Raw genomic sequence first — 23,880 nt, 5'->3', positions numbered from 1 at the left:
CCGACCACGAGCCGGGGCGGACGAGGGGGATCACGGCCGGTGAACACGGGTGCGGCGACGGCCGGTAACCTGGCCTGGTGACAGGCTCGGAGGAAACACCGTCGTTCCGGCTCGCGTACGTCCCCGGAGTGACGCCCGCCAAATGGGTGAAGGTCTGGCACGAACGCCTGCCCGGCATCCCGCTCACCCTGGTCCAGGTCCCCGCCGCCGAGGCGCCGGAGCTGCTGCGCGCGGGCGAGGCCGACGCGGGTCTCGTACGACTGCCCGTCGACCGCGACTTCTTCAGCGCGATCCCCCTCTACACCGAGACCAGTGTGGTCGTCGTCCCCAAGGACCACGTGATCACGGCCGCCGACGAGGTCACCCTGGCCGACCTCGCCGACGAGGTGCTCTTCCACCCCCTCGACGACGTCTTCGACTGGGAGCAGCCGCCCGGCGAACCCGCGTTCGAACGGCCCGCGACGACCCAGGACGCGATCGAGCTGGTCGCGGCGAACGTCGGCCTCCTCGTCGTCCCGCAGTCCCTGGCCCGCCTCCACCACCGCCGCGACCTCACCTACCGCCCGGTGACCGACGCGCCCCAGTCCGGTGTCGCCCTGTCCTGGCCCCAGGAGGCCACCACCGACCTGGTCGAGGACTTCATCGGCATCGTCCGGGGCCGCACGGTCAACAGCACGCGGGGGCGCCCGGCGGACGGCGGCGGTACGAAGGAGGGCCGTACGGCCGGGTCGGCGGGCAAGTCCCAGCCCGACAAGAAGCCCCGCGGCGCCGGGCAGTCCGGGACCCGGCAGAAGCCCGCCGCCAAGTCGTCGGGCGGCCGGGGCCAGCGGGCCCGCACGGGCGGGGCCAAGCCGGCGGCGAAGCGCGGGAAGCCGCGGCGGCACTCGTAAGCCGCCTGGTTCCGGCACCGGACGAGGCGGCCTTGGCCGCCGGCGCCGGTCGAAACCCTCTCAAGCCGCCGGATCGTGCTCCTCCGGCCGCGCCGCGCCCCGCACCGCGCCCACCGGCTCCACCTGCCGTTCCCGAAGGTCGGCCACCGCGAGGACCAGGGCGACGGCGATGATGCCCACGGCCGACAGCAGGCCCAGCTGGAGCGCGCCCGCGGGGCTGCCGTGGTTGGCCAGATGGGCGAAGTACACGCTGCCCACGGCGGCGATCCCCGCGGCCGAGCCGATGCGCTGGGCGGTCACCAGCACCCCGCCCGCCGCCCCCGCGCGCCGCACGGGAACGCTCGCCAGGGTGAGCGTGGTGTTGGGGGAGACGGTGATGCCCGAGCCGAGGCCCGCGACGAACAGGGGCAGTGCCGCCGCCCAGGCCACGCCCCGCCCCGGCACCAGCTGCACCGCCGCGACCACCGCGAGCAGGCTCAGCGCCACCACGCCGAGACCGGCGATCACCAGCTTGCGCCCGTGGCGCACGACGAGCCGGCCGCTCACGGCCGCGCCGATCGCCGAACCGCACGCGAACGGCAGCGAGGAGAACCCGGCCGCGAGCGCGGTGTAGCCCACGCCGTTCTGGAGGAACAGCGTGTAGACGAAGAAGAGCGTGGTGAAACCCGCGAAGTAGACCAGGTTCAGCAGCACGCCGAGCGAGAAGGACCGCTGGGCGAACAGCCGCAGGTCCAGCAGCGGCGCCTGGCCCCACCACCCCTGCCACCGCTCCCACGCCCAGAACCCGGCGAGCAGCAGCGCGGCCACCGGCAGCAGCGCCCACTTCAGCCGCCCCGTCCACTGCTGCTCCTGCACCAGGGGCAGCATCAGCGCGAGCACGCCGGTGCCCAGCAGCAGCACACCGGTCAGGTCGATGCCCTCCCGCCTGCCGGTCGCGGGCGGGGTGCGCGGCAGCAGCCGCAGCGCCGCGCAGAAGGCGGCGACGCCGATCGGCAGGTTGACGTAGAAGACCCAGCGCCAGCCGTCGTCGGTGCCGAACAGATGGATCAGCAGTCCGCCGGCGGTCGGGCCGATCGCGGTGGACAGCCCGACGACGCTGCCCAGCATGCCGAACGCCCGCGCCCGCTCGGGGCCCCGGAACATCTGCTGGATCAGCCCCGTGGTCTGCGGTGCCAGGATGCCCGCGGCCACGCCCTGCGACAGCCGGAAGAACACCAGCCAGCCGGCGTCGGACGCCAGCCCGCAGGCCGCCGAGGTCAGCGTGAACAGGGCGAGCCCGAACAGGAAGACGGTCCGCCGCCCGCGCAGGTCCCCGAGCCGCCCGGCGGGCACGAGGGCGAGTCCGAAGGTGAGCGCGTAGCCCGAGACGACCCAGGACAGGGCGGCCGTGCCGGCGCCGAGGCCGCGTTCCATCGAGGGGAGGGCGACGTTCACGATCGAGCTGTCGAGCAGCGTCATGAAGCCCGCCGTCAGACAGACCCAGAGCGCCTGCCAGCGCCGGTCGTCGGCCGGCCGGGCCATGTCCATGGTCATGGGGCCACGCTAAGCAGCGGCCGGGCCTTGAGCGGGTAAGAGAGGAACACCCGGCGCGTCGGTTCATGTCCCTGGACAAGGCTTACGGGTCTTTCGTGGTCTCCCGGAGCCACGCGTACGCCGACCGTGCCGTGAACTCCCGCTGCCCGCCGCGCAGCAGCAGGCTCGCCGTGCCGAAGCCGGGTTCGTCGGCCTGTCCGGCGACGTACGGGACGGCGATGCAGCGCATCCCGGCGGCGTGGGCCGCGGCCGCGCCCGGGGCCGCGTCCTCCAGGACCACGCAGTCGCGCGGATCGGCGCCGAGCCGCCGGGCGGCCTCCAGGAACGTGTCCGGCGCGGGCTTTCCGCACCGCACGTCGGCCGCCGAGACCACCACGCGGAGGAGACCCTGGAGGTCGGTGGCGGTCAGGACCGCGGACACGGCCTCGGGGGTGGAACCCGAGGCCACCGCCGTCGGTACGCCGTCGGCGGCCAGCAGCTCCAGGAAGGCGCGCATCTCGGGGTACACCCGGGTGCGGTCGCGGGCCAGCTCCAGATAGCGCCGGTCGGCCGCGGCCAGCAGCTCCGCGGCCGGGGCGCGCAGGCCGTAGCGCTGTCGCCAGAGCAGGACGGTCTCGGGCATGCTGATGCCGACGTAGCTCTCGTGGTCCCCCCAGGTGTAGCCCGGCACGCCGTACTCGGCCAGGGCCCGCCGGCTCGCCTCGTAGTAGTTCGGCTCGCTGTCCACGAGCGTTCCGTCGAGATCGAAGATGACCGCGAGGGCGCCGAGATCGCTCATGCGCTCCAGCATGCCGGGGTCAGGCGCGGGCGGCGCGGCCCACCGACTCCACCAGGGGCCCCAGCCGGTAGGGGACGCGCTCGCGCAGCGCCACCTCGGTGCGGGTGCGCACCACGCCCGGCAGGCTGATCAGCTTCTGGATGACGTCCTCCAGATGGGCGTTGTCCCGGCCCACCACCCGGGCGAGCAGATCCCCGCCGCCCGTGATCGAGAAGGCCTCCACGATCTCCGGCACGGCCGCCAGCGCGTCCCCGACGTCGTCCAGGTGGCCCTGGGTGACCTCGATGTGCACGAACGCCAGCACCGGGTGGTCCAGGGCGGCGGGGGAGAGGGAGGGACCCGTGCCGGTGATCACACCGTCACGCTCCATGCGGTCCAGCCGGGCCTGGAGCGTGCCGCGTGCGATGCCGAGGACGCGGGCGTACTCGCGCACGCTGGTACGCGGCTGCTCCAGGAGCAGCCGCAGGATGCGGGTGTCGAGTTCGTCCACGGCCATGACGTACGACTGTACCAATGGCCCAGTACCCGCTCGGACCCGTGTACCCCTGGACCTGCGCCGTTGGATCCGCCGGACGTTCGCGACAAGGGCTTTCGGTGGGCCATTGGTCCAGTGAATCGGGCATCACTTGAGCCAGTGCGGCGGAGGATGCTCTTATGGACGGGTCGATGGCGCTGCGGATCCCCGCGGCGCCTTTTGTTTTCCGGCTTCCTTGGTGTTCCAAGGTGTCCCTTGGGGAGGGCAGCAGTGCTGAAGAAGATGTTCGTGGCTCCGGACCCGGGGCGGGCGCGGTCGCGCTGGGCGTCGCGGGCCGTCCTCGGCATCGGGCTCGCCGTGGTGGTCTGCCTGCTCGTCGGGCAGTCCGTCGTCGGCGCGGTCACCGGCGGCCTCGCCGCGCTGCTCGCCCTGTTCACCGTGGCCGACCCCACCGTGCGCGGGCAGCGGATCACCACCGCGCTGCTGCCGGTCGTGGGCCTGCCGGTGCTCGCGGCCGCGGCCGCGCTGCACCCGTACCCGGTCGCGCGGGACCTCGCCTTCCTCGCCGTCGTCGGCGCCGGCGTGTACGCGCGCCGCTGGGGGCCGCGGGGGCACAGCCTCGGCGTGTTCGCGTTCATGATGTTCTTCACGGCCCAGTTCCTGCACGCCACCCCCGGCCGGCTGCCCGAGCTGTCCGCCGCCGTGCTGCTGTCGGTGCTCAGCGCGGCCGTCGTGCGCTTCGGGCTGTGGTGCTACGAGCGCCGCCTGCCCCCGGTCGCCGCCCCCGCGCCGCTGCCCGCCGGTGCCGGGCTCGCCCGGGTGACCACGCGCCAGGCGGTGCAGGCGGTCGCGGGCGCGGGCTTCGCGCTGGTCGTGGGCGAGCTGGTGTCCGGCCAGCGGTGGTACTGGGCGGTCGGCGCCACCTGGTGGGTCTTCGTCAACACCGCCTCGCGCGGCGAGACGCTGGTACGGGGCTTCCGCCGGGTCCTCGGCACGCTGATCGGCGTCGGCCTGGGCTTCCTCGTCGCCGTCCCCCTGCACGGTGCGCCCGTGCCGACGGCCGTGCTGCTCGCGGTCGCCGTCTTCGGCATCTTCTACTCCGCCGCCGTCTCCTACACCTGGATGATGCTCTGGGTGACGGTCCTCGCGGAACTGCTGTACGGCCTTCTCGGCGTCCTCACCCCCGGGCTGCTGGCCCTGCGGCTCGGCGAGACCGCGGTGGGGGCGCTCGGCGCCGCGCTCGCGGTGCTGCTCCTGCTGCCGGTCACCACGCACGCCACGACGGACGCGTGGATCCAGCGGGCCCTGCGGTGCGTGCACGCCTGCACGGCGGAGGCGGCGGCACGGCTCGCGGGCTCAGCGACGGCCGACCCCGCGGTGCGGATGGCCGAGCTGGAGCAGCTCCTCGGCCGGGTGCGGCTGTCGGTGGCGCCGCTGGTGCATCCGCTGAACCCGTTGCGGGCCCGCAAGCGGCGGGCCCGCAGGGTGCTGGAGCTGCTCGACGACTGTGCCCGCGAGATCCGGGGCCTGGCCGCCGTCGCGGCGGACCCGGAGGCCTCGCACGACGCGCGTCTGGCCGCGGCGTGCCGGCGGGTGGAGTCGGCGGTCGAGGCGCTGACGGGAGGATCCGCCGGGCCGGCGTCCGCTGCCGCCGAGGCTCCGGCGTCGCCTGCGCTGGCCCATGTGCACGGCCTGGAGCACGCGCTCGCCGCGCTCGCGGAGCCGCTGCGCGCGCCGGCGGGGTCGCGGCTGGTGGGGGTGTGACGCCTGGCGGCGCCGGGGTACCGGCGGGAGCGCCGCGGGTACGGGCCCGTCGTGGCCGGTGGCGGTGCTCCGGCCGCCGGGGAACCGCGACCGGCGGGCGATCCCCCGGTCCGGCCTCGGCCCGCCCGCGCGGGACGCCACAACCGGAATGAGGAACTCCGGTCCCACGCCGCCCTCTTGGTCTAGACCGGAGTGGACCGGCTGCTACCGTCGGGCCGTGACGGGGTCGAACGAGAGGGGTCAGCGGTGGTGCAGGGTGGCGGCAGGACGGGCGGACGGCGGGCGTTCATCGGTTCGTTCACGGCGGCGGGCGGGCCCGGTCTGGTGACCGCCGAGGTCGCGGCGGAGGGCGGCGCGCTCACGCTGGTCGCCGCCGTCAACGACGTACCGGACCCCTCCTACCTGGCCCTCTCCCCGGGCGGCGACCTGCTCTACGCGGTCAGCGAGACCGCCGAGGGCGCCGTCGCGGCCTACCGTGTCGACGGCGGCCGCCCGGAACTCGCCGGGCCGCCCGTGCCGGTGGACGGCAGCGGGCCCACCCACCTGAGCCTGTACGCGGGGCACGTGCTCACCGCCAACTACGGCAGCGGCAGCGTCACCGCCGTACCGCTGCGCCCGGACGGCACCCTCGACGCGAAGCCCTCCGGCCGGCTCCAGCACACCGGCTCCGGCCCGCACGACCGCCGCCAGCGCGGCCCGCACGCCCACCAGGTGCAGCCGGACCCGAGCGGCCGCTGGGCGGTGAGCGTCGACCTCGGCACCGACTCGGTGCGGGTGTGCACCCTGGAGGCCGGCGCCCCGGCCCTGCACCGCGAGTGCGCGCTGCGGCCCGGCTCAGGCCCCCGTCACCTGGCCTTCCACCCCGACGGCGAGCACGCCTACGTCGTCAACGAACTCACCCCGACGGTGACCGTGTGCCGCTGGGACGCCTCGGCCGGCTCCCTGAAGCCGCTCACCGAGGTCCCCCTGCTGCCGGGCGCCCCGGCCGGCGACGCCTACCCCTCGGGGATCGTCGTCGCCCCCGACGGCCGCTTCGTGTGGGCCGCGACCCGCGGCGAGGACGTCCTGTCGGTGCTCGCCGTCGAGGCGGACGGCCTCAGACCGCTCGGCACCGTGCCCTGCGGCGGCCATTGGCCCCGCGCCCTGGCCGAGCGGGACGGCTACCTCTACGTGGCCAACGAGCGCTCCGGCGACGTCAGCTGGTTCGCCGTGGACGAGGCGACCGGCATGCCGCGCTACGACGGCTCGGTGCAGGTCGCCGCGGCCTCCTGCGTCGTCTTCGGGTAAGCGCGGCGGACACCGCATCCGCCAAGCAGCAGGGCCCGCCCCCCGAGGGGAGCGGGCCCTGCTCGTTCGGTGCCGTGCGGTCAGCGGGCGGGGGTGCCCTGCGCCGGCTGCGGCGCGATACCCAGGGTCGTCGTGTACTTGGCGAGGGCCAGCTTGCCGATCGCCGGGTAGGCGCCCAGCGGCTCGGCCGTGGCACAGCCCGCCTCCTCGGCGGCGGCCGTGAGCAGCGCCGCGTCGATCTCCGGACCGATCAGGTACGGCGCGAGCGCCAGCTGCTGCGAACCGGAGGAGCGCAGCTGCTCGGCGATGGAGGAGATGGAGCCCTCCTGGTCCAGGGCCGCCGCCATCACCGGCACGGCCAGGCGCGCGGCGAGCAGCATGCCGGTGATGCCGGCCGCCTGCACGGCCTCCTCACCGCCCACGGAGGCCAGGATGATGCCGTCGGCGGCCGTGGCCACGGTGAACAGCCGGGCACGGTCGGCGCGGGCGAGGCCCGCCTCGGACAGCCGCACGTGCAGCGCCTCGGCGAGCAGCGGGTGCGGGCCGAGGACATCGGTCAGCTCGGCGGCGACCCGGCTGTCGTTCACCGACTGCCGGATCTGCCGCAGCAGGGCGCTGTCGGGACCGGCCAGCAGGGGTACGACCACGGCGACCGGGCCGTCGGGCTCCCGGAGGCCCTCGACGCCGGCGGCGACGGCCTGCTCGTAACGGGCGGTGCGCTGCTCGGCGGCGTGCGCCAGCACCGATCGCAGCGAGGGGAACTCGGCGTCGTCACCGTCCAGGTAGCCGACCCTGGCATCCAGGCCGGGCAACTCGGAACGGGCGATGCTCACGACCTCCTCGACGAGGCCACGTGTGGCAGCGCTGGGCACACCGGGCACCGCGAGGACGAGCGCGGGCGCGCCCTCGGGAGCCACCAGCGGTTCGGGCCGACGGTGCCGTCCCGGCTGGCGGGGTCGCGGCATTCGTACTGGGAGGCCGGACTCGGGTCCAGTGGAGGAGCTCATGGCGCCGCATGTTACTGGTTTCCCGGATGCCCCTGTTCGGGGAGGGTGCAGGTGAGCGGTATCCGTCCGGTTTTGTCTGACCGCTTACGGGTGGCGGCGACGACGTGGAGCATCGCCGGGTCACCCGGCAGTGTGAGCCGCCCGGCCGCCAGCGCCGCCGCGATCCGCACCGCGCCGTGCAGCGGATCGCCCTCGGGCGGCACCTGCCGGGCATGCGGCAGCCGTCTCGCCAACTCCTCGCGCAGCGGCACCAGCAGGGGCTCGCCCAGCTTCGGCAGGCCGCCGGTGAGCGCCACCTCGGGCGCTCCGTCCGCCGGGCACACGGCCGCGGCGGAGTCGGCCATGTGCCGCGCCGCCGCGCGCAGGATCTCCGCCGCGACCGGGTCGTGTGCGGAGCAATCGGCCACCTGCGGCGCGAACGAGGCGAGTACGGCCGCCCGGTCGGTCCTCGGATAGAGCCGGCCGGGCAGTTCGCGGACCGGCCCGAACTGTTCCTCGGCGCGTCCGAGCAGCGCGGCCGAGCCGCCCTCGCGGCCGTCGTGGGCCCGCAGCGCCGCCTCCAGACCGGCCCGGCCGATCCACGCGCCGCCGCCGCAGTCGCCCAGCAGATGCCCCCAGCCGTCGGCCCGCCGCCAGCCGGTGAGATCGGTGCCGATCGCGATCAGCCCGGTGCCCGCCGCGAGCACCGCGCCCGGCCCCGAACCGAGGGCCCCGGCGTACGCGGTGACGGCGTCGGCGGCGAGCGCGACCTGCCGTACATCCAGTTCGCGGGCGAGGGCATCCGGCAGTTCGGCGCGCAGGGCGTCGCCCAGGCTGGCGAATCCGGCGGCGCCGACGACGGCCGTGACCAGCTCGTCCACGCCCGCCTCCGCCGCCAGCGCCCTGGCCAGCGGGGCGACTTGGGACATCAGATGGGCCGGGTCGATGCCCCGCTCGCCGGTGCGGACCGGCTCCCGGGTCTCCCGCTGCGCCGAGGGCGCCCGCCCCGGCACGCCGACGGCGACCCGGAGGCCGGAACCGCCGGAGTCCACGGCGAGATACCCGGCGACGGTCATGGCAGACGCCAGTCCACGGGCTGTCCGCCCTGCTCGATCAGCAGGTCGTTGGCCCTGCTGAAGGGCCGCGAGCCGAAGAACCCGCGGTCGGCCGACATCGGCGAGGGGTGCGAGGACTCCACCGCCGGCAGCCTCCCCAGCAGCGGACGCAGATTGCGGGCGTCACGGCCCCACAGGATGGACACCAGTGGCTTGCCACGGGCCGCGAGGGCCCGGATCGCCTGCTCGGTGACCTCTTCCCAGCCCTTGCCGCGATGGGCGCCCGGACTGCGCGGCGCGGTGGTCAGCGCCCTGTTGAGCAGCAGGACGCCCTGCTGGGTCCAGGGGGTGAGGTCGCCGTTGGACGGCTGGGGCAGCCCCAGGTCGCTGGTCAGCTCGCGGTAGATGTTGATCAGGCTCGGCGGCAGCGGTCGTACCTCGGGAGCGACCGAGAACGACAGCCCCACCGCGTGCCCCGGGGTGGGGTAGGGATCCTGACCGACGATCAGGACCCTTACGTCGTCGAAGGGTTGCTGGAAGGCCCGCAGGACATTGCTGCCGGCCGGGAGGTAGGTGCGTCCCGCGGCGATCTCCGCGCGCAGGAAGTCGCCCATCTGGGCGACCCGTCCGGCCACGGGTTCCAGGGCCTTCGCCCAGCCCGGTTCGACGATTTCATGCAAGGGTCGTGGTGCCACGGGCGTCACCCTACTGCCGTAGGACGGCCGATGATCAACCCATGGCCCGAACCCGGCCGGACGCCCCTCGCCCCCGGCCCCCTGGAACCCCGTTCCGCCGACACCACTGTGCCCCCCTTTTTTCGTCAGCCGACCACGGCCGCGCGCACGCAGAGCACGTCCGGCAGGTGCGCGGCCACCTGCCGCCAGCTGTCGCCGTCGTCCGCCGAGGCGAACACCTCTCCGTTGCGATTGCCGAAGTACACGCCCGCGGGGTCCGCGTCGTCGGTGCACAGGGCGTCCCGCAGCACCGTGCCGTAGTGGTCCCCGGCCGGCAGGCCCTGGGACAGGGGCTCCCACGACTTGCCCGCGTCGGCCGTGCGGAAGACCCGGCAGCGGCGGTCGGCGGGGACCCGGTCCATGTCCGCGTTGATGGGGAAGACGTACGCCGTGTCGCCGCGGCGCGGGTGGGTGGCGACCGCGAAGCCGAAGGTGGACGGCAGGCCCGCGCCGATGTCGGTCCAGTGCGCGCCCGCGTCGTCGCTGCGGTACACCCCCCAGTGGTTCTGGAGGTAGAGCCGGTCCGGTGCGGCCGCGTCCCGGGCGACCTTGTGCACGCACTGGCCGAACTCCGGGTTCGGGTCGGGCAGGAACACCGCTGCCACCCCGGAGTTCGAAGGTGCCCAGCTCGCCCCGCCGTCGGTGGTGCGGAAGACCCCGGCGGTGGAGACGGCCACGGTCAGCGCCGCCTTGTCCCGCGCGTCCGTGAGCACCGTGTGCAGCCCCTCACCGCCGCCGCCGGGCACCCAGCGGGAGCGGGTGGGGTGCTCCCACAGCGGCCGCACCAGCTCGAAGCTCTCGCCGCGGTCCACCGAGCGGTACAGCGCGGCCGGTTCCGTGCCCGCGTACACCACGTCGGGCTCGGCGGCGGCCGGGTGGAGCTGCCAGACGCGCTCCAGGGAGGCGCCGGTGTCCTTCGGGAACCTGACGGCCGGCCGGGGCGGTTCGGTCCAGGTGCGGCCGAGGTTGTCGGAGTGGAACACCGACGGCCCCCAGTGCGCGCTGTCACCGCCCGCGAGGAGCCGCGGCCGCGCGCCCCGGGTGTCGATCGCGACCGAATACACCGCCTGCGCGTTGAAGTACGGGCTCTCGTCGAACTCCCACGGGCCGGGCCCCCGCCGGCGCCCGATGAACAGGCCTTTGCGGGTGCCCACCGCCAGCAGTACCTCGGTCATGCCGATCACCTCCGGGGCGTCTTCGCCCGGGTCGCCGTCAGATATCGGCCAGTCTGCACCCCACCACTGACAGTCTCCCCTGGCGCGGCCATCGCCCCAGTTCACAGGGGGTGTCGTCGGCCGTCGGGGAGGATCCGCGGGTTCCGTTCCCCGATGCGCCTGCGCGAGGCGGGCCCGCCGTGCGAACGTCGACGACGGTCTGTCATGAGCAGCGGAACGACGCCGCCCGCGAGGTGTGCGGTCCGGTCGGTCCGTGCGGTCGCGAGGAGGATGCCGTTGAGGGCGTTCCGAAGTCCGAGGGTGTGGCTCTGGCGGTGGCGGCGCAATCCGCTCAGGCGCCGGGCGGATGTGCTGGAGGGCTGGTTGGTGCTCGGCGTCTGGCTGCTGACCGTGCTGACCGGGGTGCTCGCCGGGTTCGCGGCGGCCCGGTCGGTGGGGCAGGGGCTGGCCCGTGAACGCGCCGACTGGCGCCCCGTCGCCGCCCGTGTCGTCGCCGAGGTCCCGGACCTGTCCGCCGAGCGCCGGCACATATCCGACGGGGACCAGGGCTGGGCCGAGGTGCGCTGGACGGTGGCCGACGGTTCCGTGCACACCGGCCGGGTCCGGGTGGTGCACGGCAATGAGGCCGGTACCAGGATCACGGTCTGGACCGATTCCCGGGGCCACCTCGTGGGCAGCCCCGTCACGTCCGGCCAGGCGGCCTTCCGGGCCGGCCTCGTCGGGGTCCTGGCGGGGCTCGGCGCCGCGTTCGTCCCCTTCACGGGCGGGCTGCTGCTGCGGGCTCGGCTGGAGCGCCGCCGGATGACCGCCTGGGGCGCGGAGTGGGCCCGTCTCGGGCCGCAGTGGGGACGCACGGTCTGACCGGGTCGTCCGCTGACGGCATGGCGAGGAGAACGAGCGCGACAATGCCGAGGCAGCCGAAGCCGAGGATCTTCCCGGTGCTCGACTTCTTCGGCGGCTGCGGAGGCGGGGGCGGAGTACCCCAGCCCTGCTGCGGGGCGTCTCCACCGGGCCGCTGCGGGTACTGCCGACTCATGTGCCCCCCTGATGCTCGTGCCGCGATGACATGTGCGTGATCGGCGTCACCGCGGCCGTGGCGGGTGGCGGCGGCAAGAGCGACGACAAGGCGGACGCCGGCAAGAGCGCCGCTCCGAGCGCCGCGTCCTCGCCGGAACCGGGCAAGTCCAAGTCCGCGGGGAAGCCGGCGCCCGTGGAGATCACCGCGAAGAAGACCTCCTTCACGAAGAGCGTCCTCGCCGACGGCGACGCCTACACCAGCGTGTCCGTCACGATCCGCAACAACAGCGGCAAGAAGGTCAGCGTCAACCCGCTCTACTTCACGGTCACGGACACCAAGGGCACCAAGCACACCGACGAACTGGGCGTCGACGACAAGCAGATCGACACCGTGGACCTGGCTCCGGGCGAGAACATCTCGGGCACCGTCACCGGCAAGGGCACGTTCACGCCCAAGTACGTGACCTTCAGCGAGGACCTGTTCGGCGACCCCGTGCGGGTCGACGTCGAGTGACGCGACCGCCCGCCGGCCGGTGCGATCCCCTGGTCGGCACCGGCCGTCCGCCTGCCCGGCGCGTCCGAGACGCCGGTCAGCCGCGGTCGGGCAGGGCCCGGTCCAGGATGGCGTCCAGGTCCGTCCCGGAAGGCAGGGTGCCGAAGGAGTGGCCCCAGTCGCCGGCCAGCCGGGTGGCGCAGAAGGCGTCCGCGACCGGTCGGGGAGCGTGGCGGACCAGGAGAGAGGCCTGGAGGGCGAGGGCCATTCGCTCGACCAGGCGGCGGGCACCGAGCTGGTCGGCCCTGGGCAGCTCGGTCCTGAGGGCGGCCACGGCGGAGTCCAGGCGGGCATCCGCGCCCTGGGCCAGGGCGAGTTCGGCGAACAGGGCGTCGGCGCTCTCCGGGTCCCGGCCGAGGGCGCGCAGCACGTCGAGCGCGTTGACGTTGCCCGAGCCCTCCCAGATCGACAGCAGCGGGGCCTCCCGGTAGTGCCGGGGCATCCCCGAGTCCTCCACGTAGCCGTTGCCGCCCAGGCACTCCAGGGCCTCGGCGGTGAACGCGGGCCCCCGCTTGGTGACCCAGTACTTGCCGACCGCCGTGGCGATCCGCCGGAAGGCGCGCTCCCCGGCGTCCCCGCGCACCGCGCGGTCCGCGGCACCGGCCAGCCGCAGGGTGAGCGTGGTCGCCGCCTCCGACTCCAGCGCGAGGTCCGCCAACACGTTGCGCATCAGCGGCTGTTCGAGCAGCCGGGCGCCGAACGCGGCCCGGTGGCGGGCGTGATGACCGGCCTCGACGAGCGTCTTGCGCATGAGCGTCGCGGTGGACATCACACAGTCCAGCCGCGTGCAGTTGACCATCTCGATGATGGTCTTCACGCCCCGCCCCTCGGGACCCACCAGCCACGCCACGGTCCGGTCGAACTCCGGCTCGGAGGACGCGTTGGACCGGTTGCCCAGCTTGTCCTTCAGGCGCTGGATGCGGAAGGTGTTGCGGCTGCCGTCCGGCAGCACCCGCGGCACCAGGAAGCAGGACAGCCCGCCGGGCGCCTGCGCCAGGACCAGGAAGACGTCGGACATGGGTGCCGACGTGAACCACTTGTGCCCGCGCAGGGTGTACACGCCCGGCTCACCGGTGGGCGTGGCCGTCGTGGTGTTCGTCCGCACGTCCGAGCCGCCCTGCTTCTCGGTCATGCCCATCCCGGCGATCAGCCCGGCCTTCCCGGTCGGCACCCGCAGTCCCGGTTCGTACTCCCGGCTGGTGAGCAACGGCTCGTAGACCTCGGCCAGTTCGGGCTGCGCGCGCAGCGCGGGTACGGCGGCGTACGTCATCGACACCGGGCAGCCGTGCCCCGCCTCGGTGTGCCCCCACACCAACCCGCCCGCGGTGCGGGCCACATGGGCGCCGGGCCGTTCGTCCGCCCAGGCCGAACCGGCGAGGCCCGCCTCGACCGCCGCCCGCATCAGCCGGTGCCAACTGGGGTGGTAGTCGACCTCGTCGACGCGGTTGCCGTAGCGGTCGTGGGTGCGCAGCACCGGCTCGTTCCGGTTCGCCTGCTCGCCCCACTCCTGGGCCTCCGCGCTGCCCGCGCGGGCGCCGAGGCGGCGGATGTCGTCCTCGGCCCACTCCGCGCCCTCCCGGCGCAGGCCCTCCAGGAGGGCGGCGTCGGCGGCGGAGTCGTAGGGGGCGAGGGGCGGGGGCTGGTTGGTGACGTCGTGGGTCGCGGGCCGGTCGTGCGTCGGCACCGCGTCGTGCGCCGGGACCGCGTCGTGCGCCGCGAACGGCGTCCGCGTCTGCGTCTGCGTCTCTGTCTGCGTCGAGGTCATACGCGCCATGTTGCACTTCCTCTGCGGCTGTAGCAATAGTGCAACAAGGAGGCGGACGTAAAGTACGTGCCCATGCGCATGAACGTGTCCGCCGGGCCCGCGACGGCCGGCCTGCGGCCTCTGTCCGCGCGGTCGGTCGTACTGAGCATGCTGCTCGCCGTGCATCCGCCCGAGCTGCCGGTCAAGGACCTCGTACGCCTGGTCGAGCCCTTCGGTGTCGGCGGCTCCACGCTGCGGGCCGCGCTGAGCCGCATGGTGGCCGCGGGCGACCTGTGGCGCGGGGACGCGGTCTACGGGCTCAGCGACCGGCTGCTGGCCAGGCAACGCCGCCAGGACGACGCGGTCCACCCCCGTACCCGCGCGTGGCAGGGCGACTGGGAGATGGTGGTCATCACGGCGACGGGGCGCGGCGCGGCCGAACGGGCCGAGCTGCGCGCCCGGTTGACCGCCCTGCGCCTGGCCGAGCTGCGCGAGGGAGTGTGGCTGCGCCCGGCCAACCTCGGCCGGGGCCTGCCGGACGAGCTGCACCAGGTGGCGGCGACGTACACCGCCCGCCCCGACGAGCCCGCAACCGATCTCGCCGTCCGCCTGTGGCCGCTGGACGCCTGGGCGGCCACCGCCCGCGCCCTGCTCCGCCACGCGGCCGGCGCACCCCGTCCTGCCGACCGCCTCACCGCCTTCGCCGCGATCGTCCGCCACCTGCTCGGCGACCCCGTCCTCCCGCCGGCCCTGCTGCCCCCCGACTGGCCGGGCCCCGAACTGCGCACGGCGTACGCCGGGTATCAGCGGGAGGTGGCCGCGTCGGCGGGGTGGCGGGAGCGGGGGAGGAGTGAGGGGCCGCGCTGAGCACGCCCCCGTGGCGGAACGCGGAGCCTGCCCGCGCCGGCGCACCGCCCCTCGGGCAGGTGGCGCCCCTGCTTCCCAGGGCGTTCCCTGGGAACAAGGAGGATGACCAGGCCGGTCGCGGGCACTCGGTGGGGTGGGGGAGGAGGATCTCACCCGAGGAGAGTCATGGCTGAGCACAACGCGTCGTCGGCCCTCACGGCACCCCTGCGCGGTGCCGCCTCGGTGCTGCGCAAGGTGCCGGGTGCCACGGCGGTGGGCCGCGTCGCGGAGGAAACCCTGGACAAGGTGGGTGCCGTCTCCCCGCGCGGGCGGCGCATCGCGGTGTACGCCGGAGCGGGCGTCCTCGGCGCGGCGGGCGTCGTGGAGTGGCCCGTGGCCCTGACCGGCGCGGCGGTGGCCTGGCTCACCCAGCCCCGGCCCGGAGACGGGACGCGGCAGGACGAGGCGGCGGCCCCGCACGATCTCGGCACCGCCGCGCTCCGCTCCGGCGCCGACCCGCACACCCACGGACCCGAGCGGCAGCCCCACCGCCACCACGGTGAACAGGGACACGGACACGGACACGGACACGGACACGGAGCCAACCCCGCCGACGGTCCCCAGGACACCACCCCGAGAACGGCGACCGGCCCCCTCGGCCCGACCGCGCGTCCCGACCGCACCACCCGCTGAGGAGGGCCCCTTGCCCGGTCTCTTCACCGTGCCGCGGGCAACACTCCGGCTGCTGCCCGCGGCACCACGTCTGCTCAGCCGCGCCGCGGCGCCCGCCGTGGGGGTGGCCGCCGGTGCGGCCGCGGGGACGGCGCGCGCCGGTGTGCGCGGCGTCGACACCGCCGTACGGGTCGCCCGCGTCGCCCGCAACACCCTCCCCGGCGCCGGCGACCACTGGCGCTCGGGCAACCGCGCCCACCTCGCCCTGCGCCCCGCGACATCCGGGCCCACGGCCCCCACCGAGCCCCCTGCCCCCGGTACCGAGCCCACCGTGCCCGATCAGCCGGAGCGGACGGCGCCCCCGGCGCGCGAGCACGAGCACGGCGCGCGCCCCCCGGCACCGCGCCGCGCGGACACGACGACGCCCCCCGACACAGGCCCCGACACCGGCCCCGCGACCGGCACCCCGCCCCACGCCCACGCGGCCGACACGGAGCACCCGGCCCCCCAGTCGCCTCCACAGCCCCCTGACGACACCGCGCCTCCGCACCCCACCCACCACCTCGCCCGCCGCATCGCCGCAACCCTCGCCGACCGCCCCGACGTGCTCTTCGCGTACTGGGACGAAGGGCTGGCCCGGCTGGTCGTGGCCGCGACCGAGGAGGAGGCCACCGACGAGGTCGTCGAGCACGCCGCCCGGCTCGCCGCTCGCCACGGCCTCGAACTGGCCGCCGCCGACGTGGAGGAGAGCACCCACCCGGCCGACCCCGCCGGGGTGCGCACCGCGATGGCCGCGCTCACGGCCGACGCGCTGGGCATCGTCGTCGCGGTCACCGGGTACGCGCTGCGGCTGCCGCCCTCGCCGCGGGTGCTGACCGCGCTGGTGACGCTGCTGCGGGAGAACCCGCGCTTCCGCGCCTGGCTGCGCGCCCGCCTCGGTCCCGAGCGGATGGACCTGGTGCTGGCCACCGCCAACGCCGCCGTGCACGGGGCCGGGCAGACCCCCGCCTCCCTGCTGCTCGACGGCACCCTGCGCGCCTGCCAGGTCGTCGAGACGGTGGCCCGCGCGGTCGCCTTCGACGCGGTGCACGACGAACTGTGCGCCCCCGGCCGCGTCAGCCTCGCCCCCGGCGGCGAGCCGCGGCCGCCGCTGCGGGAGTCGCCCGCCCAGGAGTACGCCTCGCACGCCTCGGCGGGCAGCCTGCTGGGCGCCGCGGCCACCCTGCTGGTCAAGCACGACGGCGGCGAGGCGGCCGAGGCGGTGCTCGCCGGATCGCCCAAGGCCGCCCGTTACGGCCCCGCCGCCTTCCACGCCGTACTCGGCGCCGCCCTGTCCCGGACCGGGGTGCTGGTGCGCGACCCGGAGCGGCTGCGCCAGCTGGAGATGGCCGGGACCGTCGTCCTGCACGCCGGAGCGCTGCGCGGCGCGGACGGGGAGGCGGACCCGTGGGCCGAGCCGGTGCTGGACGCCGCCCGCCGGGCCGGGCTGCGGGTGGTGATCGTGGACGATCCCGCCCTGGAGGACTTCACCGGCCTCGCCGACCAGGTCGTGGACGCCCGCCGGCCGCTGGACGACGTGGTCTACGAGGCACGCGGCCAGACGCACGCCGTGCTCACGGTCGCCCGGGTGCGCTCGGCCGAGGAGAGCGACGTCCTGGCCGCGCTGCGCGGCAGCGACGTCGCCGTCGCCCTCACCGACCGGGACGGCGCGGTGGTGTGGGGCGCGGACATGCTGGCGCTGCACGGGCTGCCCGACGTGTGGCGGTTGCTGACCGCGATACCACCCGCCCGCGCGGTCGGCGGCCGTGCCCAGACCATGGCCCGGTCCGGCGCCGCGCTGTCCGGACTGCTGGTGGCCGTCGGCGAGGCCAAGGGCGGGCGGGGACGGCTCGCCATGCTGCCGGGGCTGCGGCACGCGCCCGTCGACGCGGGCGCCGCCATGGCCCTGCTGTCGGGGATGCGCTGCGCGCTCGGCGTGGCGGTGGCCCGCGCCCCGCACCCCCGGCCCCGGGTGCACTGGCACGAGCTGGACCCGGACCAGGCCCGCGACCGGCTCGAACACCAGCCCGGCGCCGACCGCGCCCCGTGGGACCCGCTGACCGGCGGGCTGCGCAAGGCGGCCCTGGGGGTCTCCCGGCATCCGCTCGTCGCCCCCGTCCGCTGGTCCTACCAGCTCGGTCAGGCCGTCCGCGGCGAACTCCACGACCCGCTCACCCCGGTCCTCGCGGTCGGCTCGGCCGCGTCCGCGATCCTCGGCTCGGCGGTGGACGCCCTGCTCGTCGTCGGCGCCCTCGATCTGAACGCCCTCGTCGGCGGGATCCAACGGCTGCGCGCGGAGCGGGCGTTGTCCGGTCTGGTCGCGGACCAGAAGCGCAAGGCGCGGCTGGTGCCGCCGGACGAGGAGGCCCCGGCCGGCGGCACCCGCACCGTGGAGGCGGGCAAGCTCACACCGGGCGACGTGATCCAGCTCAAGGGCGACGACGTGGTGCCCGCCGACGCGCGGCTGCTGTGGCAGGACGGCCTGGAGGTGGACGAGTCCGCGCTCACCGGTGAGTCCCTGCCGGTGGAGAAGGACACCGACCCCACCCCGCACGCCCTCGTCGCCGACCGCAGCTGCATGGTCTTCGAGGGCACGACCGTGGTGGCGGGCGAGGCCCGTGCCGTCGTGGTCGACACCGGCGAGCACACCGAGGCCGCCCGCGCCGTGCACCTCGCCGCCCGCACGCCCCCGGCGGCCGGCGTCCAGGCCCGGCTGCAGGAACTCACCCGCAAGGCACTGCCGTTGACCCTGGCGGGCGGCGCCGCGGTGACCGGCGTGGCACTGCTGCGCGGCACCCCGATCCGCGAGGCGGTCAGCGGCGGCGTGGCGGTGGCGGTGGCCGCCGTGCCCGAGGGGCTGCCCCTGGTGGCCACCGTCGCCCAGCTGGCGGCGGCCCGCCGGCTCAGCCGCGGCGGCGTCCTGGTGCGCACCCCGCGCACCCTGGAGGCGCTCGGCCGGATGGACACCATCTGCTTCGACAAGACCGGCACGCTCACCGAGAACCGGCTGCGGCTGGTGCGGGTCTCCGACGTCCGGGGCGCCGTCCGCGCCGTCGCCGACGCCGGGTCCGCGGACACCGTACGGGCCGCCGCGCGGGCCTGCCCCCGTTCCAACGGCGGCTCCGAACGGCCGGTGCACGCCACCGACGAGGCCGTCCTGGACGCGGCCCGCCCCGATCCCGGCTGGACCCAGCTCGCCGGGCTGCCCTTCGAGGCCGCCCGCGGCTACGCGGCCGCCGTCGGCCGGGCCGGGGACGGCCCGCGCGTCCTCGTGGTCAAGGGTGCCCCCGAGACCGTACTGCCCGCCTGCACCGGCCTCCCGGCGGGAGCCGCCGACGCGGCCCAGGAGCTGGCGGGTTCGGGACTGCGCGTCCTGGCGGTGGCCGAACGGCGCCTCGGCACCGGCGAGGACGAGTCGGACGTCCTCGAACGGCCGCTGCGGGAGCTGGAGTTCACGGGCGTCCTGGCGCTGTCCGACGTGCCGCGCGACACCTCCACGGCGCTGGTGAAGGGACTGCACGAGGCGGGCGTACGACCCGTCGTGCTCACCGGCGACCATCCGCAGACCGCGCGGGCCATCGCCGCCGAACTGGGCTGGCCGGCCGAGACCGTGGTGGTCACCGGCGACGAACTGGCGGCCGCGGACCGGGCGGCGCGGGCCCGGATGCTGCGCGACGCGGGCGTGGTGGCCAGGGTGGCGCCCGAGCAGAAGCTCCAGGTGGTGGAGGCGCTGCGGGACGCGGGCCGGGTGGTCGGCATGGTCGGCGACGGCGCCAACGACGCCGCGGCCATCCGCGCCGCCGACATCGGCGTCGGCATCAACGCCCGCGGCTCGGCCGCCGCCCGCAACGCGGCCGACATCGTGCTCACCGACGACGACCTCACGGTCCTGATCGACGCGGTCGGCGAGGGCCGCGCCCTGTGGCACAGCGTGGCCGACGCCATCGCCATCCTCATCGGCGGCAACGCGGGCGAGGTCGGCTTCGGCCTCATCGGCACCCTGCTGTCCGGCCGCGCGCCGCTGTCCACCCGGCAGATGCTCATGGTGAACCTGTTCACCGACCTGTTCCCGTCGATGGCGGTCGCCGTCACGGAGAAGGAGGGCGAGGCCGATCTCGCGCACGTCGAGGAGGCCGCCGGGGTGCTGGGCGACCCGTTGCTGCGGCAGATCAGGCACCGGGCGCTGACCACCTGCCTGGGCGCGCTCATCGCCTGGCTGATCGGCCGCTTCACCCCGGGCACCGCCCGCCGCTCCGGCACCATGGCGCTGTGCGGGGTGGTCGGCACCCAGTTGGTGCAGACCCTCCTCGACCGGCGCGACAGCCGGCTGGTGCGGATCACCTCGCTGGGCTCGGCCGCGGTGCTCGTCGCCGTCGTCCAGACCCCGGGGTTCAGCCGGGCCTTCGGCTGCACCCCGCTGGGCCCGGTCGCCTGGGCCGGTGTGGCCGCCGCCATCGCCCTCGCCCTGGCGGGACAGCGCGCGCTGCCCCGCCTGGAGGAGACGGTGGTACGGCTGCTGCCGAGCTGAGGCGGACCCGGAACGGCCCCCGCTCAGACCGAGCGCAGGTACTGGTCCGGCACCCGCACGTCGCCGCCCAGCTCCCGTGCGGCGTGCCGGGCCCAGGAGGGGTTGCGCAGCAGCTCGCGGCCGAGCAGGACGGCGTCGGCCTCGCCGTTCGCCACGATCTTCTGGGCCTGCTCGGCCTCGGTGATCAGCCCGACCGCCGCGACCGGCAGCCCGGTCTCGGCCTTCACCCGGGCGGCGAACGGGACCTGGTAGCCGGGCCCGACCGGCACGCTGACACCGGAGGCGTTGCCGCCGGTGGAGACGTCGAGGAGGTCGACGCCGTGGGCGCGCAGGTCACGGGCGAGGCGGACCGTGTCGTCCGCGGTCCAGCCGCCCTCCTCCAGCCAGTCGGTGGCCGAGACGCGGAAGAACAGCGGCTTGTCCGCAGGCCACGCCTCCCGTACGGCGTCCACGACCTCCAGCGCGAAGCGGACGCGGTTCTCGTAGGAGCCGCCGTAGGCGTCGGTGCGGTGGTTGGAGTGCGGGGAGAGGAACTCGTCGACCAGGTATCCGTGGGCGCCGTGGATCTCCACGATCTCGAATCCGGCGTCGAGCGCCCGGCGGGCCGCCTGCCCGAACTGGCCTGTGATCTCCCGGATCTGATCGACCGTCAGCTCGGTGGGGACCGGGTGGCCGTCGGCGAAGGGCAGCGGGCTCGGGGCGAGGGGCTGCCAGCGGCGGCCCTCCGGGCCGATCGGCGCGCCGCCCTTCCAGGGCCGCTCGGTGGAAGCCTTGCGGCCGCTGTGCCCGAGCTGGACCGCGGGCACCACGCCCTGCGCGGAGAGGAAACGGGTGATCCGGCGGAAGGCGTCCACCTGGGTGTCGTTCCACAGGCCGAGGTCGTAGGGGGAGATCCGGCCCTCCGGCGAGACCGCGGTGGCCTCGCACACGATCAGGCCGGTACCGCCGGTGGCCCGTGCGCCGTAGTGGGCGAAGTGCCAGTCGTTCGGCGCGCCGGCGAGCGGCCCCTCCGGTTCGGCCGAGTACTGGCACATCGGGGGCATCCACACCCGGTTGGGGATGGTCACTTCTCGCAGGGTGATGGGCTCGAACAGCACGCTCACGACGGACTCCACTCCTCACGGGACCACAGGTCTGCTCGTACGATAAGCCTCGTAATACGAGGAGTGTCAAACTACGACGATTCTCGTACAATCCGGAGCACAAGGCATCCCGAGACTCCCGCGACGAAGGTGGGCCGCCGTGACCGAGACCGCCGCCCCCGGGCGGGTCCTGCCGCACCCCGACCGGGCGGAGATCCGGCTGGAGACCGTGCTGCACGCGCTGTCCGACCCGGCACGACTGCGCATCGTCCGCGAACTCTCCAGGGCGGCCGACGAGTTGTCCTGCTCACGCTTCGAACTGCCGGTGACCAAGTCCACCGCCACGCACCACTTCCGGGTGCTGCGGGAGAGCGGCGTCATCCGGCAGTGCTACCGGGGCACGGCCAAGATGAGCGGCCTGCGCCGGGACGACCTGGACGACCTCTTCCCGGGCCTGCTCGACGCCCTCCTCGCCGCCGTCGAGGGCCAGTACGCCCGGCTCGGCGAGGAAGCCTGAGCACGCGCCTTCACGACGCCGGCCGCGCCACCGCCAGCAGCGTGTCCCAGTCGGCCAGCTTGACCACCCGCCGGCCCAGCCGCGCGCCCAGCTCGGACTCCGCGCGCTCGATCGCCAGCCAGCCGTCCCAGGCCACCGGCTCGATCCCGGCCGCCAGCAGCGCGGGCACCGGGTCCGCCGGCACGTCGGCGCGCGCCAGCTCGGGGGCGTCCGCGAGCAGGGCGGCCACCGTCTCCTTGGCGCAGGGCCGGTTGGTGCCGATCACGCCCGACGGACCCCGCTTGAACCACCCGGCGACGTACTCCCCGGGCGAGGCCGCCCCGTCGCGCACCACCCGCCCCGCCGCATGCGGCACCGTGCCGCTCGGCTCGTCGAACGGCAGCCCCTCCAGCGGCACTCCGCGATAGCCGACCGAGCGCAGCACCAGTTGCGCGGGCAACTCCTCGTACCGCCCCGTGCCCGTCACCCCGCCGTGCCCGTCCGGCGCCGTGCGCTCGAAGCGGACCGCGCCCACCCTGTCGCCGTCCGCCAGCAGTTCCACCGGACGCAGGAAGAACCGCAGCCCGATGTGCCGGCCGGATTCCGCGGGCGGCTCCCCGGCCCAGCCGCGCAGCACCTCCAGATTGCGCCGCTGCACCGCGGGCAGCGTCTCGGGGGCGGCCGGGTCGAGCGCCACGTCGCCCGGATCCACGGTGACCCGGACGCCGGGCAGGGTGCCCAGCTCGCGCAGCTCCTTGGTGGTGAAGCGGGCCTGCGCGGGACCGCGTCGCGCCACCATCCGCACCTCCTCGACCCCGCTCGCCGTCAGCGTGTCCAGCGCCGCCTGCGGCATGTCGGTGGGCCGCAGCTCGGCCGCGCCGCGCATCAGCATCCGGGTGACGTCCACCGCCACGTTGCCCGCGCCGATGACCACCGCCGAGCGCACGCCCCGCAGATAGCCCGCGTCGGCCGCGTCCGGGTGCGCGCTGTACCAGGCCACGAACTCGGTCGCCGACCAGCAGCCCGGCAGCTCCTCGCCGGGAATGCCGAGCCGGCGGTCGGTGGCGGCGCCCACGCAGTACACCACCGCGTGGTATAGCCCGCGCAGCACCTTCACCGGCACCCCGCCCGGCCCGCCCACCCGCACCCCGCCGAGGAACCGCACCCGCTCGTGCTCCAGCACCGTACGCAGGCCGGACTGCAGGGACTTGATCTTCTCGTGGTCCGGGGCGACGCCGTAGCGGACCAGGCCGTAGGGACACGGCAGCCGGTCCAGCACGTCCACCCGCACTTCGGGGTCCTGCTGGACCAGGTGCTGGGCGGTGTAGCACCCGCTCGGTCCGGATCCGACGACGGCGACTCGCAGCACTGCGGTACTCCTGACGCGAGAGGAGAGTGCCCGGACGACTTAAGGATCCCACCGACGGGCCCACGGGGGCAGAGCCCGCCGGGTGACGCGGGCGCGTGTCCCACCGGATGGAGGGTGGGCGCGCGGATACGTTGCGCAGATGCTCGAGGCATCCTTTCTTGATCTTTGCGAGCGGAACGCGGAGGACGGCGAGCTGTCGGTGTGGCCCGCGTGGGAGGTGCGCGAGCACGGCGGCACCTTGTCCTGGCTGCACGTCCGGCTGGACTTCCCCGACGGCGCCGGGGTGGACGCCCTGGCCGTCGTGAGCGACGGGGGCAGCGTCTCCGTCGAGGACATCCGCGCCCGCCCCGCCCTCTCCCTGGACGACCTCGCGGTGCTCGCGGACTGGATCGAGGAGCCGCTGCTGGAGGCGTTCTCGACGGGCGAGCGGGCCGCGGGCCGCGCACCGGCCGCGACGGCGCACCACGACGATCCCGGCACCCCGCGCGCGACCCGGCGGCGGGCCCGCCCGGCCTGGCCGCGCGGGGCCGAGGGCCGGCTGCTGATCGCCCGGGAGTACCGCGCCGCGCAGGAGGCGGGCGCCGATCCGGTGCTCGCCGTGATGCGGGCCACCGGACACGGCCGCCGCCGCTCCCTGGGCCTGATCGCCCAGGCCCGCGACGCCGGCCTGCTGGCCCCCCGCCACGCCCGAGGCCAGAAGCCGCCGGGGGCCTGAGGCGTGTTTCGCCCGAGGCGACTCCTAGGGCCTCTCGTTTGGATCACGCCGGGCTCGCGGGCCCTGGCACCGCGCCTCGCGGCGTTGTCGTCGGTTGCCATGGCTCCGCCATGTCGCCCTCCTCCGCCTTGCGATGCACGGC

At 75.3% G+C, this 23,880-nt stretch carries 20 protein-coding genes; 10 read left to right on the top strand and 10 right to left on the bottom strand.

Going from position 1 to position 23,880, the window contains the following annotated elements; all coding sequences use genetic code 11:
• The first annotated feature begins 77 nt into the window (after positions 1 to 77).
• Positions 78 to 890 (top strand): LysR family substrate-binding domain-containing protein, encoded by an 813-nt coding sequence (locus AB0927_RS26570; RefSeq protein ID WP_366670230.1) that lies wholly within the window; start codon positions 78 to 80, stop codon positions 888 to 890.
• A 60-nt stretch (positions 891 to 950) separates the two neighbouring features.
• On the opposite strand, the gene AB0927_RS26565 is transcribed toward AB0927_RS26570, so the two are convergent.
• From AB0927_RS26565 to AB0927_RS26555, 3 genes are all read right to left on the bottom strand, one after another.
• Positions 951 to 2,423, bottom strand: a complete 1,473-nt coding sequence (locus AB0927_RS26565) for an MFS transporter (RefSeq protein ID WP_366670229.1) — start codon at positions 2,421 to 2,423, stop codon at positions 951 to 953.
• Positions 2,424 to 2,505: 82 nt separating this feature from the next.
• Positions 2,506 to 3,201, bottom strand: coding sequence for an HAD family phosphatase (locus AB0927_RS26560; protein ID WP_366670228.1), 696 nt, complete (start codon positions 3,199 to 3,201; stop codon positions 2,506 to 2,508).
• Between the two features lie 19 nt (positions 3,202 to 3,220).
• Positions 3,221 to 3,697 carry an Lrp/AsnC family transcriptional regulator gene (locus tag AB0927_RS26555; protein ID WP_366670227.1) on the bottom strand — a complete coding sequence of 159 codons (477 nt, stop codon included), beginning with the start codon at positions 3,695 to 3,697 and terminating at the stop codon, positions 3,221 to 3,223.
• Positions 3,698 to 3,946: 249 nt separating this feature from the next.
• Between AB0927_RS26555 and AB0927_RS26550 the strand changes: the two genes are divergently transcribed.
• On the top strand, positions 3,947 to 5,440 hold the full coding sequence (locus tag AB0927_RS26550; RefSeq protein ID WP_366670226.1) for an FUSC family protein: 1,494 nt from the start codon (positions 3,947 to 3,949) through the stop codon (positions 5,438 to 5,440).
• Positions 5,441 to 5,689: 249 nt separating this feature from the next.
• Positions 5,690 to 6,727, top strand: coding sequence for a lactonase family protein (locus AB0927_RS26545; protein WP_366670300.1), 1,038 nt, complete (start codon positions 5,690 to 5,692; stop codon positions 6,725 to 6,727).
• An 80-nt stretch (positions 6,728 to 6,807) separates the two neighbouring features.
• Here AB0927_RS26545 and AB0927_RS26540 read toward each other — a convergent pair whose 3' ends face one another.
• The 4 genes from AB0927_RS26540 to AB0927_RS26525 form a co-directional block, all read right to left on the bottom strand.
• Entirely contained in the window at positions 6,808 to 7,734 is a 927-nt protein-coding gene (locus tag AB0927_RS26540; protein WP_366670225.1) for a hypothetical protein, read from the bottom strand.
• Between the two features lie 11 nt (positions 7,735 to 7,745).
• A complete protein-coding gene (locus AB0927_RS26535; protein ID WP_366670224.1) occupies positions 7,746 to 8,789 on the bottom strand; it encodes a BadF/BadG/BcrA/BcrD ATPase family protein in 1,044 nt (347 codons plus the stop codon).
• Positions 8,786 to 9,463, bottom strand: coding sequence for a uracil-DNA glycosylase (locus tag AB0927_RS26530; protein ID WP_366670223.1), 678 nt, complete (start codon positions 9,461 to 9,463; stop codon positions 8,786 to 8,788). The genes AB0927_RS26535 and AB0927_RS26530 overlap by 4 nt, the downstream gene beginning before the upstream one ends.
• A 125-nt stretch (positions 9,464 to 9,588) precedes the next feature.
• Entirely contained in the window at positions 9,589 to 10,677 is a 1,089-nt protein-coding gene (locus tag AB0927_RS26525; protein ID WP_366670222.1) for an exo-alpha-sialidase, read from the bottom strand.
• Positions 10,678 to 10,947: 270 nt separating this feature from the next.
• On the opposite strand from AB0927_RS26525, the gene AB0927_RS26520 reads away from it, so the two are divergent.
• Complete coding sequence (locus AB0927_RS26520; protein WP_366670221.1) at positions 10,948 to 11,538, top strand: hypothetical protein; 591 nt, start codon at positions 10,948 to 10,950, stop codon at positions 11,536 to 11,538.
• A 211-nt stretch (positions 11,539 to 11,749) separates the two neighbouring features.
• Positions 11,750 to 12,208: a DUF4352 domain-containing protein gene (locus AB0927_RS26515; RefSeq protein WP_366670220.1), complete on the top strand. Its 459-nt coding sequence runs from the start codon at positions 11,750 to 11,752 to the stop codon at positions 12,206 to 12,208.
• Between the two features lie 76 nt (positions 12,209 to 12,284).
• Here AB0927_RS26515 and AB0927_RS26510 read toward each other — a convergent pair whose 3' ends face one another.
• Entirely contained in the window at positions 12,285 to 14,012 is a 1,728-nt protein-coding gene (locus tag AB0927_RS26510) for an acyl-CoA dehydrogenase family protein (protein WP_366670219.1), read from the bottom strand.
• A gap of 72 nt (positions 14,013 to 14,084) precedes the next feature.
• Between AB0927_RS26510 and AB0927_RS26505 the strand changes: the two genes are divergently transcribed.
• From AB0927_RS26505 to AB0927_RS26495, 3 genes are all read left to right on the top strand, one after another.
• On the top strand, positions 14,085 to 14,858 hold the full coding sequence (locus AB0927_RS26505) for a PaaX family transcriptional regulator C-terminal domain-containing protein (protein ID WP_366670218.1): 774 nt from the start codon (positions 14,085 to 14,087) through the stop codon (positions 14,856 to 14,858).
• A gap of 165 nt (positions 14,859 to 15,023) precedes the next feature.
• Positions 15,024 to 15,530, top strand: a complete 507-nt coding sequence (locus AB0927_RS26500) for a hypothetical protein (RefSeq protein ID WP_366670217.1) — start codon at positions 15,024 to 15,026, stop codon at positions 15,528 to 15,530.
• A 10-nt stretch (positions 15,531 to 15,540) separates the two neighbouring features.
• Positions 15,541 to 20,076, top strand: coding sequence for a cation-translocating P-type ATPase (locus AB0927_RS26495; protein ID WP_366670216.1), 4,536 nt, complete (start codon positions 15,541 to 15,543; stop codon positions 20,074 to 20,076).
• Between the two features lie 23 nt (positions 20,077 to 20,099).
• Here AB0927_RS26495 and AB0927_RS26490 read toward each other — a convergent pair whose 3' ends face one another.
• Entirely contained in the window at positions 20,100 to 21,179 is a 1,080-nt protein-coding gene (locus AB0927_RS26490) for an NADH:flavin oxidoreductase/NADH oxidase (RefSeq protein ID WP_366670215.1), read from the bottom strand.
• Between the two features lie 139 nt (positions 21,180 to 21,318).
• Between AB0927_RS26490 and AB0927_RS26485 the strand changes: the two genes are divergently transcribed.
• A complete protein-coding gene (locus AB0927_RS26485; RefSeq protein WP_366670214.1) occupies positions 21,319 to 21,675 on the top strand; it encodes a helix-turn-helix domain-containing protein in 357 nt (118 codons plus the stop codon).
• A gap of 10 nt (positions 21,676 to 21,685) precedes the next feature.
• Here AB0927_RS26485 and AB0927_RS26480 read toward each other — a convergent pair whose 3' ends face one another.
• A complete protein-coding gene (locus AB0927_RS26480; protein ID WP_366670213.1) occupies positions 21,686 to 23,023 on the bottom strand; it encodes an FAD-dependent oxidoreductase in 1,338 nt (445 codons plus the stop codon).
• Positions 23,024 to 23,162: 139 nt separating this feature from the next.
• Here AB0927_RS26480 and AB0927_RS26475 point away from each other — a divergent pair, with 139 nt between their 5' ends.
• Entirely contained in the window at positions 23,163 to 23,738 is a 576-nt protein-coding gene (locus AB0927_RS26475) for a DUF6214 family protein (protein ID WP_366670212.1), read from the top strand.
• The last annotated feature ends 142 nt before the right edge of the window (positions 23,739 to 23,880 follow it).

The organism is Streptomyces sp. NPDC048106 (assembly GCF_040706415.1).
Lineage (GTDB): Bacteria > Actinomycetota > Actinomycetes > Streptomycetales > Streptomycetaceae > Streptomyces.
Note: the sequence above shows the minus strand (reverse complement) of the source record. Positions and strands in the feature narration are given on the sequence as shown.